The 17,711-nt window shown below is 50.0% G+C and carries 12 protein-coding genes and 3 rRNA genes; 3 read left to right on the forward strand and 12 right to left on the reverse strand.

Annotated features, from left to right (window positions below):
- Nucleotides 1-15: 15 nt before the first annotated feature.
- The 8 genes from NSS83_RS13975 to NSS83_RS14010 form a co-directional block, all read right to left on the reverse strand.
- Nucleotides 16-1,107: a hypothetical protein gene (locus NSS83_RS13975; protein WP_341183987.1), complete on the reverse strand. Its 1,092-nt coding sequence runs from the start codon at nucleotides 1,105-1,107 to the stop codon at nucleotides 16-18.
- Nucleotides 1,108-1,210: 103 nt separating this feature from the next.
- Nucleotides 1,211-2,506 (reverse strand): HAMP domain-containing sensor histidine kinase, encoded by a 1,296-nt coding sequence (locus tag NSS83_RS13980; protein WP_341348455.1) that lies wholly within the window; start codon nucleotides 2,504-2,506, stop codon nucleotides 1,211-1,213.
- Nucleotides 2,507-2,586: 80 nt separating this feature from the next.
- Complete coding sequence (locus tag NSS83_RS13985; RefSeq protein ID WP_341183985.1) at nucleotides 2,587-3,246, reverse strand: response regulator transcription factor; 660 nt, start codon at nucleotides 3,244-3,246, stop codon at nucleotides 2,587-2,589.
- 211 nt (nucleotides 3,247-3,457) lie between these two features.
- Entirely contained in the window at nucleotides 3,458-4,546 is a 1,089-nt protein-coding gene (locus tag NSS83_RS13990; RefSeq protein WP_341183984.1) for a hypothetical protein, read from the reverse strand.
- 439 nt (nucleotides 4,547-4,985) lie between these two features.
- Nucleotides 4,986-5,102 (reverse strand): 5S ribosomal RNA (rrf, locus tag NSS83_RS13995).
- Nucleotides 5,103-5,179: 77 nt separating this feature from the next.
- Nucleotides 5,180-8,105 (reverse strand): 23S ribosomal RNA (locus tag NSS83_RS14000).
- Between the two features lie 250 nt (nucleotides 8,106-8,355).
- Nucleotides 8,356-9,916, reverse strand: a 16S ribosomal RNA gene (locus NSS83_RS14005).
- The 16S, 23S and 5S rRNA genes sit together here, the layout of an rRNA operon.
- A 194-nt stretch (nucleotides 9,917-10,110) precedes the next feature.
- Complete coding sequence (locus NSS83_RS14010) at nucleotides 10,111-10,995, reverse strand: hypothetical protein (protein WP_341183983.1); 885 nt, start codon at nucleotides 10,993-10,995, stop codon at nucleotides 10,111-10,113.
- 387 nt (nucleotides 10,996-11,382) lie between these two features.
- Here NSS83_RS14010 and NSS83_RS14015 point away from each other — a divergent pair, with 387 nt between their 5' ends.
- A complete protein-coding gene (locus NSS83_RS14015) occupies nucleotides 11,383-12,696 on the forward strand; it encodes a hemolysin family protein (RefSeq protein WP_341348456.1) in 1,314 nt (437 codons plus the stop codon).
- A gap of 50 nt (nucleotides 12,697-12,746) precedes the next feature.
- The gene (locus NSS83_RS14020; RefSeq protein ID WP_341348457.1) at nucleotides 12,747-13,811 is read left to right on the forward strand and encodes a hemolysin family protein; all 1,065 of its coding nucleotides are present in this window, start codon (nucleotides 12,747-12,749) and stop codon (nucleotides 13,809-13,811) included.
- Between the two features lie 57 nt (nucleotides 13,812-13,868).
- On the opposite strand, the gene NSS83_RS14025 is transcribed toward NSS83_RS14020, so the two are convergent.
- Entirely contained in the window at nucleotides 13,869-14,639 is a 771-nt protein-coding gene (locus NSS83_RS14025) for a class III extradiol ring-cleavage dioxygenase (protein WP_341183980.1), read from the reverse strand.
- 6 nt (nucleotides 14,640-14,645) lie between these two features.
- Complete coding sequence (locus NSS83_RS14030) at nucleotides 14,646-15,305, reverse strand: dienelactone hydrolase family protein (RefSeq protein WP_341348458.1); 660 nt, start codon at nucleotides 15,303-15,305, stop codon at nucleotides 14,646-14,648.
- A 159-nt stretch (nucleotides 15,306-15,464) separates the two neighbouring features.
- On the opposite strand from NSS83_RS14030, the gene NSS83_RS14035 reads away from it, so the two are divergent.
- On the forward strand, nucleotides 15,465-16,016 hold the full coding sequence (locus tag NSS83_RS14035; protein ID WP_341183978.1) for a helix-turn-helix domain-containing protein: 552 nt from the start codon (nucleotides 15,465-15,467) through the stop codon (nucleotides 16,014-16,016).
- 49 nt (nucleotides 16,017-16,065) lie between these two features.
- Here NSS83_RS14035 and NSS83_RS14040 read toward each other — a convergent pair whose 3' ends face one another.
- Complete coding sequence (locus tag NSS83_RS14040) at nucleotides 16,066-16,794, reverse strand: peptidase E (RefSeq protein WP_341348459.1); 729 nt, start codon at nucleotides 16,792-16,794, stop codon at nucleotides 16,066-16,068.
- A gap of 103 nt (nucleotides 16,795-16,897) precedes the next feature.
- Nucleotides 16,898-17,704 carry an RNA methyltransferase gene (locus NSS83_RS14045; RefSeq protein ID WP_341183976.1) on the reverse strand — a complete coding sequence of 269 codons (807 nt, stop codon included), beginning with the start codon at nucleotides 17,702-17,704 and terminating at the stop codon, nucleotides 16,898-16,900.
- Between the last annotated feature and the right edge of the window lie 7 nt (nucleotides 17,705-17,711).

The following is a 17,711-nucleotide window of genomic DNA, read 5'->3' on the forward strand; positions in this document are numbered from 1 at the left end:
AACATGACTTCCCGCTTATTTAGCCTTGCCGGCAGGCTCATAGATCAGACAACGCAGCTGCTTACCCGGATAGCGTAATTCCGCATTATATTTGCTGCCGTCTTCCAGTAATACATCCACAGCCACCATCCCGCGTTTATTGTTTACCTCAGTGCCCGTCAGATACGCCTTCACTATTTTTCTTTTCTCTCCCTGCTTGTCCTTTACAATCCGGGTGGCTTCCTTTATCCAGCTGTCATCCTTCTTCATGGCAGCCGCTGCCGCAGCGTCGATAGGGGTTCTTTTAATCACAGAGTTAAAAGCTGTCGTATCTACCACCACCCCGGTGTCAGGATCGATCTGCACACTATATTGCCAGAACTCCTGGCCTTGTCCAAGCAGAGTGGAGGACTTATAAGGAATGTAGCCAACTGACCAGAATGAAGGTATACCATATCCCGGCTCCACCAGCATTACATTCGTCTTCAACTTGGAGACATCGGCATCGAACAGCTTGCGGACACTTTCAGCCGCCCGTGTCTGTATTTCAGCCTTACTGAATTTCTCCGGTACAGCAACGACAGGAGCAGTAATATTACGTTTGGATGCCACAAGATTAAGCCTGTAGCGCCAGTCAATCATTTGCAGCAGCTCTTCATCCGTCCAGGTGCGCTCCGGTTGATGATACGTATTGGTCTTCAGATCCAGATACACTTCTCCTTGACCCGCCTGTAGCGGCAAAAGCTTCTTGGGACGTACACCATCATACACATACTGATCTTCAAGCACCTGCCTGCGTTTAATCTCCGCATCGGTCATTTCCCTGCCTGAAGTGTTCGGATCGCCCGGTAGCTCCAGATAGTCGTAGATTTGCTGGATCTGCTCCTCTGTCATCTGCTTCAGCAGCAGATCATCATTCACCGTAGATACCGGCACGGGTGCCTCTACCTTCAGCACCGGAACAGCACTTCCTGCCGGACTTGCCTTAGCATTGACCTCAGTTGCCGTACTGTACTTCGCAATGACTGCTGAGTTCGCCAGACTGGGGACAAGGAGTCCGCTGAATGCAAACATACCGCCTGAGCATAGGACAACAGCCATAGTAACAGACCACTTTTTCTTGTTCAAATGTATTACCTCCATCGGGATTCAGAATATGAACTCTTTCCATAGCTTAATCCCGGGATATTATAGAGTAGAGGAGCAGTTGTTAGGGAGTTGTAAAATAGCTTCACAAAGTGGAGCTTAAAAAAAGGCGGATGTGCGTTCCCTCTCCGGGAGCAGATAGCAGCTCAATTCTGGCCTGATGCGCTTCGGCAATCTGGCGGCATAAAGAGAGACCCAGGCCTGCATGGCCATAGGCCCTCGAACGTGAAGAATCTGCACGGTAGAACGGCTCAAACGCACGCCTGCTCTGCTCATCTGTCATTCCGCTTCCGCTGTCCTGTACTTCAAGTACCCCTTCTCCGTCCTGCGGATAGGCCAGCACACGGATCGTCTGCCCTGGCGGGGACACCGGAATCGCATTCTCGATCAGATTCACCAGTAAAGCTGCCAGAAGATCAGCATCTCCCCATACGGCAGAAATGGAGCTATTCATCTCCAGCAATAATCCATTCTCCTTTACCCTTTGCTGCTCGGTCTGGGCCACAGTGTCGAATAGAGAAGCTACGTCTACCTTTGCCAACACCAGCGGCTGATGCCGCAGAACGGACAGATCCAGCAGTTTAAAAGCCAGATTCTTCAGCCTCACCGTCTCACTAAGAATATAGCGGCCCGCCTTGACCTGATCCTCCTGATCGATGTTAGCCGTGGTCAGCAGCTCCGCGAATCCCTGCATACTGGTCAGCGGTGTCCGCAGCTCATGAGCCAGATTATCGACCATCCGCTGCTTATCCTCAGCCATGCCTGCGAGATCGGTGATCCGCTGCTCGATCACTGAAGCCATCCGGTTGAAGTTTACGGCCAGCTCCCCGAATTCATCCCTGCTGTTCAGCTCCACACGATTGGAGTAGTTACCTTCGGCAATCGTCTTCGTCGTCTCTGACAACAGCTTGAGCGGCTTGGTCAGATGCCGGATCAGAAGGTAGAGCAGCACCACAAGAAGTGGCCCCACAATCCAGTTAATCATCACAAAAAAACGGTTCAGCTCCTCCTGCTGAGCATACAGACCGCTAATATCGCGGTTATAGGCCAGCTCCAGATGCTGATAAGGAGCAGGGAGCGGCATCGCTAACGTCATGATATGTTCTTCCTGCGCCGCATGCACCTCTTCCTGACCGGAACTCCCCCCGTTCTCAACGGGATAGAGCAGCAGTCCATTATCCCGCAGTTCCAGTTCTATTCCCTGCTTACGATAGTGTTCTCCATAGGACTTGGCTACACTGACCAGCAGTGCCGGGGTAAGAGAGACACCTCTTGCCCGAATCGAATCCAGATTCTCATAGATATTATTCGTAATTAGCAGTTGCTCGCTGGCCGCACGTTTGCTCTCACTGGCCATGTTCAGCTGCCAGCTTTTTTTCATCACCATTACGACACTTATATCAAGGGCCGCTATAAATAGCACCAGGACAGCAAGGAGAATCTTATGCCAGAACCGCATGGCTAGACCTGAACTTCCAGCCGGTAGCCCAGCTTGAACACGGTTTTGATCCGTTCTTCCCAGCCCAGCTTTTTGCGCAGCTGCCTTATATGTACATCTACAGTGCGAGTATCGCCCGCATAATCATAACCCCATGCCAGCTCCAACAGCTTCTCTCTGGAAAGAGCAATATTCCGGTTACGGATCAGCACTTCAAGCAGCTCAAATTCTCTGGCCGTCAGATCCACCGGCAGCTGTTCCACCCACACCTGACGCTCCGTGAACCGTATTTCAACCCCATCGCATACAAAAGCAGAGGCGGCCTGCTCATTCCTCCGCAGCACGACATTAATCCGGGCCAGCAGCTCCAGAATCTCAAAAGGCTTGATAATATAATCATCCGCCCCCAGCTCAAAGCCCCTGATGCGGTCAGAGAGTGCACCCCGGGCCGTAATCAGAATGACTGGAATCTTAAGCGGAGCAATCTGCTGCATCACCCCGAACCCGTCCAGACCGGGAAGCATGACATCCAGCAGGACGAGATCCGCCCGTTCCTTCTCCAGCAATTCCGCAACCTCTGAGCCGGTATAGGCTTTGGAATACGTATGTCCCACCAGCTTAAGGTTCATAGTTATTAAATCATTAATCGCCTGTTCATCCTCAACAACAAGTATATGAGCCATCTATTGAATATCCTCCTAACTCTAGCCACAGGGTACCTGTTTATAGGTAACCTTGTCTTAATCATACCAGATTCCAGTACATCCATTACCTATATGCTCGGAACCTGACCTTACACACCCGCCCACCTGCCAAAAAATCCTGACGAATCAAGAACTCCTTGATCGTCAGGACTTTTTAAGTTCATTGAACATAAGGCTGCCCGCTTATCATTTATTTCTCCTTATCAGCAGGCTCATAAATCAGACAACGCAACATCATACTCGGATAGCGAAATTCTGCATTATATTTGCTGCCGTCTTCTAATAACACATCCACCGCAACCATTCCCCGCTTATTGTTCACCTCAGTATCGGTCAGATACGCCTTTACGATTTTCCGTTGCTCTCCTTGCTTGTCCTTAACAACCCGCTTAGCTTCCTTGATCCAGCGATCATCCTTTTGGATAGTCGCAGCCGCAGCTCCGTCAATAGGCGTTCTTATTGCGTCCAAATTAATAGCTGTCGTATCCACTAACACTCCGGTATCTGTATCGATAATCACATGGTAATTCCATACCTCCAGTCCTTGTCCCCGCATGGTCCGCTCCTTGTAGGGGGAGAAATACACCCACCATTGGGAAGGAAATCCAAATCCCGGTTGATGTAGACTGGTGGATATTTCCAGCTTGGACACATCCGCATCATAGAGCTTACTTATACTTTCAGCCGCACGCATGATGAATTCTGACTCGCTGTACTTCTCAGGAAAAACAAGTTTGTCCGGAAAGCGGAGAGAGGATACATAACCCTGCCGAAATAACCAGTCAATGCCCTGCAGCAGCTCTTCATCGGTCCAAACTCGATCTGGAATATAGAACGTATTGGTCATTAGATCCAGATATAAATCCCCTTGTCCCCCCTCGAAGGGCATGGGCCTCTGAGGCCGAAGTCCATCATACACATACTGATCTTGCAGCACCAATTGGCGCTTAGTCTCCGATTCTGTCAACTCACGGCTACTCCCCGCTTTGGGCTCAAGTCCTCTGTCCAGGTAGTCATTAATTTGCTGAATTTGTTTCTGGGTCATATTCTTCCGCAGATAATCATCAACAGTAGATACCGGCACGGGCGCCTCAACTTTCAATACAGGAACCGTATTTTTGGGCAGGCTTTGTCTGACATTCTTCTGTGGTGCTGCTGTGCTGTCTTTGGCGACAACAGCAGAGTTCACTAAGTTCGGGACGACAACAGCACTGATGGCGAATAAACCTCCGGCACATAACAGGACAGCTATAGAAGCGGACCGCTTCTTCTTGTTCAACGGGATAACCTCCACAAGAATATAGTTATTTCTCTACCACTACCCTACTCTCAACATGTTATAAAGTAGAGTCACAGTTGTTATGGAGTTGTAAAAAGTAACAGGACCTGCAATGACTCGATCCAGATTGGAACCAGAACGGCTTCTGCAGCACGCAAATGGAAAAAAGTATCTTATTGTTTAAGTTTCCCGCAGATGGACCGAAGTAAGTGGATAAACAACAACTATTTCTGCTTGTGAACTCTACTTTGGCTGAAATCGAATCTATTAAGTGTTGTTTTTCCAACTCCTGCCCCTGCATCGGTCATTTGCTTATCAGCAAGTGGATAAAATCCAACTATCCGCCTTAAACGTTATATCGTTGCTTATCTGGCTGCGCTCAGGCTTCTACAGAAAACACAAAAAGACCACTGTCTGAAAATCAACAGTGGTCTTAAGTGCTTGGCAACGTCCTACTCTCCCAGGACCCTTCGGTCCAAGTACCATCGGCGCTGGAGGGCTTAACGGTCGTGTTCGGGATGGGTACGTGTGGAACCCCTCCGCTATCGCCACCAAACGGGCATTTACAGCGTAAATGCTTCAGGAATTTGATTCCTGAAAACTGAATCCGAAACGAATCTGCGTGATAGAAATTTGGATAAGCCCTCGACCGATTAGTATTGGTCAGCTCCATGCATTGCTGCACTTCCACCTCCAACCTATCTACCTCGTCGTCTTCAAGGGGTCTTACTAATTGGGAAATCTCATCTTGAGGGGGGCTTCACGCTTAGATGCTTTCAGCGCTTATCCCGTCCGTACGTAGCTACTCAGCCATGCTCCTGGCGGAACAACTGATGCACCAGCGGTACGTCCATCCCGGTCCTCTCGTACTAAGGACAGCTCCTCTCAAATTTCCTGCGCCCACGACAGATAGGGACCGAACTGTCTCACGACGTTCTGAACCCAGCTCGCGTACCGCTTTAATGGGCGAACAGCCCAACCCTTGGGACCTACTTCAGCCCCAGGATGCGATGAGCCGACATCGAGGTGCCAAACCTCCCCGTCGATGTGGACTCTTGGGGGAGATAAGCCTGTTATCCCCAGGGTAGCTTTTATCCGTTGAGCGATGGCCCTTCCATGCGGTACCACCGGATCACTAAGTCCGACTTTCGTCCCTGCTCGACTTGTAGGTCTCGCAGTCAAGCTCCCTTATGCCTTTGCACTCTGCGAATGATTTCCAACCATTCTGAGGGAACCTTTGAACGCCTCCGTTACTCTTTAGGAGGCGACCGCCCCAGTCAAACTGCCCGCCTGACACGGTCCCCGTACCCGATAAGGGCACTAGGTTAGAACCTAGATACGATCAGGGTGGTATCCCAACGGCGCCTCCGCAGAAGCTTGCGCTCCTGCCTCCACGGCTCCCACCTATCCTGTACAGATCGTACCCAAATTCAATATCAAGCTGCAGTAAAGCTCCATGGGGTCTTTCCGTCTTGTCGCGGGTAACCTGCATCTTCACAGGTATTAAAATTTCACCGGATCTCTCGTTGAGACAGCGCCCAAGTCGTTACGCCATTCGTGCGGGTCAGAATTTACCTGACAAGGAATTTCGCTACCTTAGGACCGTTATAGTTACGGCCGCCGTTTACTGGGGCTTCGGTTCACAGCTTCGGATTGCTCCTAACCGCTCCCCTTAACCTTCCAGCACCGGGCAGGCGTCAGCCCGTATACTTCGCCTTACGGCTTCGCACAGACCTGTGTTTTTGCTAAACAGTCGCTTGGGCCTTTTCACTGCGGCCCCCTCGGGCTATTCACCCTACCGAGGCACCCCTTCTCCCGAAGTTACGGGGTCATTTTGCCGAGTTCCTTAACGAGAGTTCTTCCGCGCGCCTTAGAATTCTCTTCTCGCCTACCTGTGTCGGTTTGCGGTACGGGCACCTTCTCCTGACTAGAGGCTTTTCTTGGCAGTGTGAGATCATGACCTTCGCTACTGTAATTTTCGCTCCCCATCACAGCCCAGCCTTACGGTGTGCGGATTTGCCTACACACCAGCCTCACTGCTTAGACGGACATCCATCAGTCCGCGTCACTACCCTCCTGCGTCACCCCATCGCTCATAGCGGATTACGGTGGTACAGTAATTTCAAACTGTTGTCCTTCGACTACGCCTTTCGGCCTCGCCTTAGGTCCCGACTTACCCTGAGCGGACGAGCCTTCCTCAGGAAACCTTGGGCTTTCGGCGGATCAGATTCTCACTGATCTTTTCGTTACTCATACCGGCATTCTCACTTGTATACTCTCCAGCGCTCCTTACGGTACACCTTCAACGTATATACAACGCTCCCCTACCCCAGATACAAAGTATCTAGCCATAGCTTCGGTGGTGTGTTTAGCCCCGTTACATTTTCGGCGCAGAGTCACTCGACCAGTGAGCTATTACGCACTCTTTCAATGGTGGCTGCTTCTAAGCCAACATCCTGGTTGTCTGTGCAACTCCACATCCTTTCCCACTTAACACACACTTGGGGACCTTAGCTGATGGTCTGGGCTGTTTCCCTTTTGACAATGGATCTTAGCACTCACTGTCTGACTCCCGGCAAGAAGTAAATGGCATTCGGAGTTTGACTGAGCTTGGTAACCCTTGCGGGCCCCGCACCCAATCAGTGCTCTACCTCCACCACTCCATTCACCGAGGCTAGCCCTAAAGCTATTTCGGGGAGAACCAGCTATCTCCGAGTTCGATTGGAATTTCTCCGCTACCCCCACCTCATCCCCGCATTTTTCAACATGCGTGGGTTCGGGCCTCCAGTGCGTGTTACCGCACCTTCACCCTGGACAGGGGTAGATCACACGGTTTCGGGTCTACGTCCACATACTTAATCGCCCTATTCAGACTCGCTTTCGCTGCGGCTCCGGCTTCTCACCTTAACCTTGCATGTTAAACGTAACTCGCCGGTTCATTCTACAAAAGGCACGCCATCACCCATAAAAAGGGCTCTGACTTTTTGTAAGCACACGGTTTCAGGTTCTATTTCACTCCCCTTCCGGGGTGCTTTTCACCTTTCCCTCACGGTACTGTTTCACTATCGGTCGCCAGGTAGTATTTAGCCTTAGCAGATGGTCCTGCTGGATTCATACGGGGTTTCACGTGCCCCGCACTACTCGGGATCCGTCTCGGAGAGAATACCATTTCGGCTACAGGGCTTTTACCTCTATCGCGGGCCTTTCCAGACCTCTTCGCCTACCATATTCCTTTGTAACTCCATGTGAGACGTCCCACAACCCCAAGAGGCAAGCCTCTTGGTTTAGGCTGTTCCGCGTTCGCTCGCCGCTACTGACGGAATCACTATTGTTTTCTCTTCCTCAGGGTACTTAGATGTTTCAGTTCCCCTGGTCTGCCTCTGCGTATCCTATGTATTCAGATACGAGTAACTGCGAATTACCACAGCTGGGTTTCCCCATTCGGACACCCCCGGATCAAAGCTTGCTTACAGCTCCCCGAGGCAGTTTCGTTGTTCGCCACGTCCTTCGTCGGCTCCTGGCGCCTAGGCATCCTCCGTGTGCTCTTAGTAGCTTAACCAATGTGTTTTCCCTAAGGAAAATCACGGTAGCAACTAATAACTATTTCCACTTGCTTACACAAGTTTCAGCTAAAAGATGTTCTAAAACGCAAATTCGTTTCGGTATCCAGTTTTCAAGGATCAAAGGTAAAGATGAGAGCTTAAACTCTCAAAACTGACCAACGAGTGAGTAACAGGCCTAAACCTGATTGGTTTGGAAGCGAAGCTTCCGATTTGAATGTTTCCGTTGCAGGAAACGATTCTCCATAGAAAGGAGGTGATCCAGCCGCACCTTCCGATACGGCTACCTTGTTACGACTTCACCCCAATCATCTACCCCACCTTCGGCGGCTGGCTCCCTTGCGGGTTACCCCACCGACTTCGGGTGTTGTAAACTCTCGTGGTGTGACGGGCGGTGTGTACAAGACCCGGGAACGTATTCACCGCGGCATGCTGATCCGCGATTACTAGCAATTCCGACTTCATGCAGGCGAGTTGCAGCCTGCAATCCGAACTGAGACCGGCTTTGCTGGGATTGGCTCCACCTCGCGGCTTCGCTTCCCGTTGTACCGGCCATTGTAGTACGTGTGTAGCCCAGGTCATAAGGGGCATGATGATTTGACGTCATCCCCACCTTCCTCCGGTTTGTCACCGGCAGTCACTCTAGAGTGCCCAGCTCAACCTGCTGGCAACTAAAGTCAAGGGTTGCGCTCGTTGCGGGACTTAACCCAACATCTCACGACACGAGCTGACGACAACCATGCACCACCTGTCTCAACTTTCCCCGAAGGGCACCTAATGCATCTCTGCTTCGTTAGTTGGATGTCAAGACCTGGTAAGGTTCTTCGCGTTGCTTCGAATTAAACCACATACTCCACTGCTTGTGCGGGTCCCCGTCAATTCCTTTGAGTTTCAGTCTTGCGACCGTACTCCCCAGGCGGAGTGCTTACTGTGTTAACTTCGGCACCAAGGGTATCGAAACCCCTAACACCTAGCACTCATCGTTTACGGCGTGGACTACCAGGGTATCTAATCCTGTTTGCTCCCCACGCTTTCGCGCCTCAGCGTCAGTTACAGCCCAGAAAGTCGCCTTCGCCACTGGTGTTCCTCCACATATCTACGCATTTCACCGCTACACGTGGAATTCCACTTTCCTCTTCTGTACTCAAGTCACCCAGTTTCCAGTGCGACCTCAGGTTGAGCCCAAGGTTTAAACACCAGACTTAAATAACCGCCTGCGCGCGCTTTACGCCCAATAATTCCGGACAACGCTTGCCCCCTACGTATTACCGCGGCTGCTGGCACGTAGTTAGCCGGGGCTTTCTTCTCAGGTACCGTCACTCCGGTAGCAGTTATTCTACCGGACGTTCTTCCCTGGCAACAGAGCTTTACGATCCGAAAACCTTCATCACTCACGCGGCGTTGCTCCGTCAGGCTTGCGCCCATTGCGGAAGATTCCCTACTGCTGCCTCCCGTAGGAGTCTGGGCCGTGTCTCAGTCCCAGTGTGGCCGTTCACCCTCTCAGGTCGGCTACGCATCGTCGCCTTGGTGGGCCGTTACCCCACCAACTAGCTAATGCGCCGCAGGCCCATCCCCAAGCAGCAGATTGCTCCGCCTTTCATTCTCTCCTCAGGAGAAGAAAGAAATTATCCGGTATTAGCTACCGTTTCCGGTAGTTATCCCAGGCTTGAGGGCAGGTTGCCTACGTGTTACTCACCCGTCCGCCGCTAAGTCTGAAAGGAAGCAAGCTTCCTTTCAAACTCCGCTCGACTTGCATGTATTAGGCACGCCGCCAGCGTTCGTCCTGAGCCAGGATCAAACTCTCCAAATTGGTATTTAGAAAGAGCGATTGCTCATTTTGAAACATCTGACGAGAATTTACATTCTCATTTTTGGATCTCACCGAAGTGATTTCCGATACTCACTCGTTGTTCAGTTTTCAAAGATCAAGCTCGTTGTTAGCGCCGCTTACCGCGTCACCAGCAACTTTTATAATATAACATGGATCAAACAACTATGCAACTATTATTTCAAAAGTTCTTGCTGAAGCAATACCATCAGCTCTTCCGCAGTATCCCAAACCAGAGGGCGTATCTCCTGAAGATGTATCCTTAATTTATCTGCCTCATCCCTTCTAACCGTCCAGATTACCGGAATATTCAACCCAAGCGCATAGCCCGCTGCCAGATATACCTCAGATGACTGGCCTGTGAGGTCCGCAATAACCAGCTTGCTGTCCGCCACAGGCACCAGGGAATTCGCAGCTTCATTCTTACTGGCAAGCAGACGGGGGAAATAGCCAAACTGCTCGATTTTGGCCCATAGCTTATCCTGCCACTCTGCCTGCAACTTCTCATCATCCGGCAGAAGAACCAGGCATTGTTGTAAAATCCGGCCGCCTGCAATTGCAGCAGCTTCCTCCCACCCCATAGGAGTCAAAGAGAAGTTCATACCTTCCCGGACTAACAGTTCCTCATTTTGCAGCCTGTCAATAATATAGACCAGCTCCTGCAGATTGGGAGAGTATGTCAGATTGTAGCTGCGGGACAGGGGATGAATGACCACCGGCTCCCCAGAGCCATCGCAATGCCTATGCAGATACTGCAGCAGCCTGTTTCCTTTATCCTCAGCAGTTACCGGAATACCCGGGGCATTCACAATCTCGTCCAGATCACTGAACGCAAGGATCACCTTCTCGCCACAATCCGTCTTTTCGCGGATATAGCCTGAGATCAGATGCAGCATGTCCCGCTTCTGCTGGAACGAGAGCGCAAGAATCGCCTCATAACTGTCTCTAACCAGACTGTAGCTTCCGCCAGGAGAGCAGGAGCAGTCGAAATACTGATCATACTCACCGTCTGCTGCAATGCGGACAATCTGATCGCAGAATGCACAATGTTTCTTTTGCATAACTATCACCTCTTCAGAATAGCATTCTCCCTACCTTACCAAAAATGGATTGAAAAGTGGACCGGAAATTCCTTCCTCCCCCTACGGAGCTTAGCGATTCTTCACCGAAATAGGTGCCGGCAAGCGGGCGGGACATTAGACGGGCTTCTACATTCCGCAAAACGCAAACCATGACGTGGAACTGGATGGTTTATACGCATTTATGTTATACTCCTTCGTATAATTTGGTGGGGAGGTGAACAATAAATGGGAAGGCGATTTTGCAAATGGATTGTGCTCATGAATTGATTCACTTCTCAGGCGGCTGTTCATGTCCATCATTAAGTTCTATAGGGTATGCAATCTAACTATAACTTGGAGGTGAATCCCTCTTCATGAGGGAAAAGCTTGGACCTAATAACAATCACTAATTTAATTATTCTTGCCATATTAATTGCTTTAACAGCCTTTTTTGTAGCTTCGGAATTTGCGGCCGTCAAAATCCGCATGTCGCGGATTGAACAATTGATTGATGAAGGAAATAAGAAAGCCGTTATTGCCAAAAAGGTTGTCGGTAATTTGGATTATTATCTGTCCGCCTGCCAGCTTGGAATTACAGTGACAGCCCTTGGTCTGGGAGCTATCGGTAAACCAGCCGTGGAGCGTATTCTGTACCCGGTCTTTGATTTCTTTAACTTGTCGGGCGCAACCGCTTCCGTTGCTTCCTATGCCATTGCGTTTATTTTTGTTACCTTCTTACATGTCGTAGTCGGTGAGATGGCACCCAAGACGCTGGCGATCCAGTTTTCCGAAAAGATGACGCTGCTGCTCTCTCCCCCACTGTACTGGTTCGGCAAAATTATGCATCCTTTTATCGTTGCCCTAAATGGAACTTCCCGGGTTATTCTGCGCCTGTTTGGAGTTAAACCCGCCGGACATGAAGATCATTATTCAGAAGAGGAGCTTCGGATCATTATGGCTCAAAGCTCCAAAGGCGGGGCGCTGAATGAAACGAAGCTGGAATATTTAGATAACGTATTTGCTTTTGATGAACGTATCGCCAAAGACATCATGATTCCAAGAACTGAAATGGTAGCTTTGGATTACGATATGTCGTATGAAGAGATCATAAGTGTCATTGATTCCAATAATTATAGTCGTTACCCGGTCACCCAGAATGGAAACAAGGATATCATTCATGGTGTGGTGAACATCAAAAAAATGCTTCCCCACATTATCGCCGGCCGGGAGCGTCATCTGAAGGATTTTGCCCGCAGCCTCCCCGTTGTAGCGTCTACGACCCCTATTAAGGAAGCGATGCTCAAAATGCAGCAGGAACAGATGCATATGGCCATGGTTGTCGATGAATATGGAGGTACGGCAGGGATTCTGACCTTGGAGGATATTCTTGAGGAGCTTGTCGGAGAAATCCGCGATGAGTTTGATGCAGATGAGCTTTCCGATATTCAGCAGATCGGCGAGCAGACCTATAGAATCAATGGACGTGTTTTGCTTGAAGAGATTGAACAGCAGTTTGGATTGGTCTTTGAGGACAGGGATGGCATAGATACCATCGGAGGCTGGATTCAATATAAAGCCGGCAATCCCGTGAACCCGGGGTACGAGCTTCAAGATAGCGGTCAACACTGGGTAATCACTGAAATGGACAACCTGCAGATCAAGCAGATCGTTCTTACGAGAGCATTAGAGCAACAGTCCTAAACGTATAACTATAACTTTTGGAGGTGAATCCCTCAGCCGGAGGGGAAAATTTGGACGGAGTCATAACTTTAAACTTAATTCTGGTAGCTGTCTTTATTGGTCTTACCGCTTTCTTTGTAGGCGCTGAGTTCGCTATTCTCAAGGTACGTATGTCCCGCATTGATCAACTGATCACGGAAGGCAACAAAAAAGCGGTGACCGCCAAAAAGGTTGCCCGCGATTTAGATTACTATCTATCCGCTTGTCAATTAGGGATTACGATAACGGCTTTGGTGCTTGGTGCGCTCGGTGAGCCAACCGTTGAGCGGGTTTTGCATCCGCTTTTCGACCAAATGGGTGTTCCTGCTGCCTTGTCTACAGTCTTGTCTTATCTGATCGCCTTGTCAATCATCACATTCCTGCATGTAGTCATTGGAGAGCTCGCACCCAAAACCCTGGCCATTCAATTTGCTGAAAAGATGACCCTACTGCTTGCTCCTCCGCTCTATTGGTTCGGCAAAATCACCTATCCGTTCATCGTTGCCCTGAATGGATCTGCAAGACTATTGCTCCGTATGTTTGGAGTAAAGCCTGCGGGACATGAAACGGTTCACTCTGAAGAAGAGCTGAAGTGGATTGTGGACCAAAGCTTTGAGAGCGGAGAAATCAACAAGACGGAACTTATCTATCTAAATAACATCTTCGCTTTTGATGAACGCAGACTTAGTGAGATTATTGTGCCCATTGAAAAAGTGGTAACTGTACAAATGGGAATGCCCGTCGATAAGTTAATTGAAATCGTGGGTGAGCATGACTACACCCGTTACCCCGTTGTAAGTCCAAATGAAGGCGAACCTTTCATAGGTTACATTAACACCAAAGAAATGTTGACCAGTATTGCAGCAGGACGAAGCGCGGACTGGCAAAAATTCGTGCACGAGATTCCAACATTTACGGAGACTGAGAACCTGCGGGATGTATTGTTGCGCATGCAGCACACCAGGGTCCATATGGCAAAAGTGACGGACAGCACCGGCAAGACTACCGGCATTGTGACCATGGAGGATCTTCTGGAAGAGATTGTTGGCGAGATTCGTGATGAGTCATTAAATATCAATGTTTCTCCTATCTCATAGGGAACCTATAGCATTGTACAAAAAAGGCCTGTTTCAAGGCCTTTTTTTGTATGCAGCTTAATTAAACTGCCAGCAGCTCAAGCTTAGATTACCGTACTGATAACTCCGGTGAAGCAGCTGCGCATTACGCCCCGTGTCCCCCGCTCCCATAGCGATGAACAGCGGAATAAAGTGTTCACTCGTCGGGACCGCCATCTCTGCATAGGGAGCAAGCTCATCATATTGGAACAGCGCTTCTGTATCCCATGCTTCCAGCTTCTCCTGAATCCAGTGATCGAACTGCTCGGCCCACCCGTTGACCTCATCCGAATTCCAGTTCAACCTCCGCAGATTATGAACGGTTCCCCCGCTGGCGATGATAAGCACATCCTGTTCACGCAGCGCCGCCAGCGCCTTGCCGATCTCATACTGCTGCGCATTAGACAGATCACGATTCACAGACATCGCTACAACCGGAATATCCGCCTCCGGATAGAGCAGCTTCAGCACAGCCCATGCGCCGTGATCTAGTCCTCTTTGTTCATCCCTGACATTCTTCACCCCACCCGCGGTCAAAAGCTTCTGAATCTGCTCCGCGAGAGCCGGATCACCATGTGCGGGATACGTCATCTGGTACAGCTCGTCCTGGAATCCGCCGAAGTCATAAATGGTATCATACGTTGCAGCCGCGCCCACGGACTGCACGGGTTCCTCCCAATGCGCTGAGAAGAGAACGATAGCTTTCGGTTTGGGCATATGGTCTTTGAACTCTTTTAACAGTTTGGTGTAGGCATTATCTTCAAGAACAATAGATGGAGCTCCGTGTGCAAAAAAATAGGAAGGCATCATCGATAATCACTCCTTATTAATAGTTAATCCGGCATCCTGCTTGAGCCATTGCAAGAAATCACGCTGGTTCTCTTCAGTTACGCCATGGTCGGACGGATAGAGTCTGAAGGTCAACCGTTCGGTTTGTCCCTCCAGATAGGCGGCAGTCTCATGTCCAATGCGCACCGGGAACACCGAATCGTATTCACCATGCGAAGCGAAGACAGACACGTTCTTGAGGCTACGGAGGTTATACTCCATTTTCACAAATTCCGGAATATATCCATTAAGCGCGACAATTCCTTTGAGTTGCTCCCCCATCGTAAGCGCAAGCGTCATGGACAGAATGGCCCCTTGGCTGAAGCCGAGCAAATAACGTCTGTCCGGATCGACCGGATACTGCTGCGTTGCATAGTGAATGAAGGCCTCAAGATCGCTGACCGCTTGGTCAAACATCTCACGTATGGGGTTGCCCAGGCTTTTCAAATCATAATATTGATACCCCGTACCCAGCAGCAGATTCCCGCGAACCCCGATAATAATGAACTCCTCAGCCAGCGGCGCCACCAGACCGAACATATTGCGCTCATTAGAGCCCTTGCCGTGAAAAGTAAAGATCACCGGGTACTTCCTGCCTTGCTCCAGCTTATCCGGTAAATGAACATCATATGAATATTTAGGATTCATCTTATTTTCCTCCATACCGAAGATCTTCGCTTAAATATTAGTTATAATAATATATTTTCTATATGAGTAATTTATCGCAACCTGCATTGACTTGTCAATAATAAAATTGTTAATATGAAAATAAGTTTAGTATTACAAATATTATGAAGGTGTGATCCCATGGATATCGGCGCTACAATACGGGCAATCCGCAAGCGGAAAAATATCACCATCGCGCAAATCTGCGACACTACCGGCCTATCCCAAGGCTTCATGAGCCAGGTCGAAACTAATAAGACATCACCTTCCATCGCTACACTTGAGAATATCGCTCAGGCTCTGAAGGTCCCGCTTGCATATTTGCTGCTAAAAAAAGAAGAACGCATGCAGATTGTCCGCAAGGATGAACGGAGAATCACCACCAGCGGCGCAGCTAAGCTAAAGGTTGAGCACCTCAGTTCCACCCAGAACGTCCGGATGTCGATCGTCGAGTTCCCTCCCGGTGCCATGATTGGGGATGCCCCCCATGCGCATGAAGGACAGGAGGTCCATGTCGTCCTTAAAGGGACTATCTATGCGCAGCAAGGGGAAGACGGAGCTGAATTTACCGAGGGTGATTCCTTTAGCTGGAATGCCTGCACCCCCCATTCCGTCAAAAATACGGGGGAAGACACCGCGATTGTGCTGATCTCCATCTACACTGAAAACGAAAACGGACAAGATATACTCTGAACAATTAAAAGCCCGTACTCTGGCTAATAGGCGGAGTGCGGGCTTTTATTCACATATTCGCTATCTCATTATATTCAACATGCTTCTGTATCTCCGTCACGATCATCTGCTGATTGATCTCTTGAATCTTATAGGCCTTGGCCTGTTCTCTGGAGGAGATCACTTTGTACCCAACATCTTTATAAATAATGGCGCAGTGATTCTCAATGGCTATGCCGGTTGTATTCATTCCCTTAACCATGTCCAAGAAATCTGCCTCGCGGTTGTCTTCATTATAATGAGGACAGTGAATCTCTGGTAATATCCCCATCGCCTTCAATTTGATATAGATCCTCTCTCCTGTAGTATCGAACGTCTCTGTGTCACTATGACCGTATTCGTACCAGCAGATCGAACCCGCACTCATCCCTGACAGCACAACCCCAGAGTCGTACGCTTGCTTCAGCAAAGTATCCACACCGTGCTCCCGCCAGATGTCCAGCATCATCCTCGTGTTACCGCCACCCACATAGATTAAATCGGCGGATAAGATCATGTCCTCTATTTCTTCTGGTGCATATGTATTTTTCGTCAGCAGTAAATGCTTGATCTCACACCCTAACCGGTCACCGTACACGAATTGAAAAGAGTCACAATACCCTTCTGCATCCATACTGGCTGTAGGAATGAACAATGCTTTGGGATTCCTTTTGTTCGTTAGATCTAAAATCGTCTGATCGATGGCCAAAGTCTCCAATTCGCTAAGCTCTCCTCCGCCAATCGCCACAATAATCCCCATCTTCATCACTCCTATTTAAAATATTGAAGCAGAACAAGAATACAAAAAAGCCCCGGATGCATGATGTCTTATTCAGACACACCGGGACTGACTCTGTTGATAGTTATAAAGGTTGGTTAAGATAATTCCCCCGCTGCCGCATTCCCTCAAACAGCAATATCGTCGCGGCCATTGCAGCGTTCAGTGATTCGGCGCGGCCAGCCATCGGGATCAGGATGCTTTTGTCGACAAGCCGGGCTGTCTCTGGCGAGATGCCTTGGCCTTCGCTGCCGATCAGCAGCCACTGGCTGCCGTGAAAATCATGGGTGTAGCAGGAATCCTCCGCCGTCAGCGAGGTGCTGACCAGCAGCGCCCCGCCCTCCCGCGCCTGCGGGAGAATGGTACTTAGCTCTCCCTCCACTACCGGGAGATGGAACATCGAGCCCATCGTGGACCGGATGGTCTTCGGGTTAAAGAGGTCGGCACAGCCTTGGCCGAGGATCACGCCGTCCGCACCCGCCGCATCCGCACTGCGGATGATGGTGCCTACATTGCCGGGGTCCTGGACCCCATCCAGCACCACAACCAGGCTGTCCGGCTTCGCCAGAATGGCCTCTAGGCCCTGTTGCTCCTTCCGCACAATGGCGAATACCGGCTGCGGGGTGCCCGTGCTGCTGCACTTCGCAACCACTGCCGCCGACACGCCGATGACCTCCATACCCTGTACGGCCTGAAGCAGCGGCTTCAGCTCAGACGGCATGCCTTTATCAAGGTCAAAAGCCAGGCATTCCACATCCGCTTCGGCTTGCAACGCCTCCTGCACCAGATGAATCCCTTCCACGATATATTTACCGGACCGGTCACGGTGCTTCTTCTCCTGCAGTCCGGCCCATTCCTTCACCCGCGTGTTCTGCGGCGACATAATTTCCATAGGGTCC

This window comes from Paenibacillus sp. FSL H3-0469 (assembly GCF_038051945.1).
GTDB lineage: Bacteria > Bacillota > Bacilli > Paenibacillales > Paenibacillaceae > Paenibacillus_AQ.

Bases quoted from the DNA above. Each gene is read 5' to 3' on its own strand.
- NSS83_RS13980 (WP_341348455.1), bottom strand. From the start codon at position 2,506: ATGAAAAAAAGCTGGCAGCTGAACATGGCCAGTGAGAGCAAACGTGCG.
- NSS83_RS13985 (WP_341183985.1), bottom strand. From the start codon at position 3,246: ATGGCTCATATACTTGTTGTTGAGGATGAACAGGCGATTAATGATTTA.
- NSS83_RS14010 (WP_341183983.1), bottom strand. From the start codon at position 10,995: ATGCAAAAGAAACATTGTGCATTCTGCGATCAGATTGTCCGCATTGCA.
- NSS83_RS14025 (WP_341183980.1), bottom strand. From the start codon at position 14,639: ATGATGCCTTCCTATTTTTTTGCACACGGAGCTCCATCTATTGTTCTT.
- NSS83_RS14030 (WP_341348458.1), bottom strand. From the start codon at position 15,305: ATGAATCCTAAATATTCATATGATGTTCATTTACCGGATAAGCTGGAG.
- NSS83_RS14035 (WP_341183978.1), top strand. From the start codon at position 15,465: ATGGATATCGGCGCTACAATACGGGCAATCCGCAAGCGGAAAAATATC.
- NSS83_RS14040 (WP_341348459.1), bottom strand. From the start codon at position 16,794: ATGGGGATTATTGTGGCGATTGGCGGAGGAGAGCTTAGCGAATTGGAG.
- NSS83_RS14045 (WP_341183976.1), bottom strand. From the start codon at position 17,704: ATGGAAATTATGTCGCCGCAGAACACGCGGGTGAAGGAATGGGCCGGA.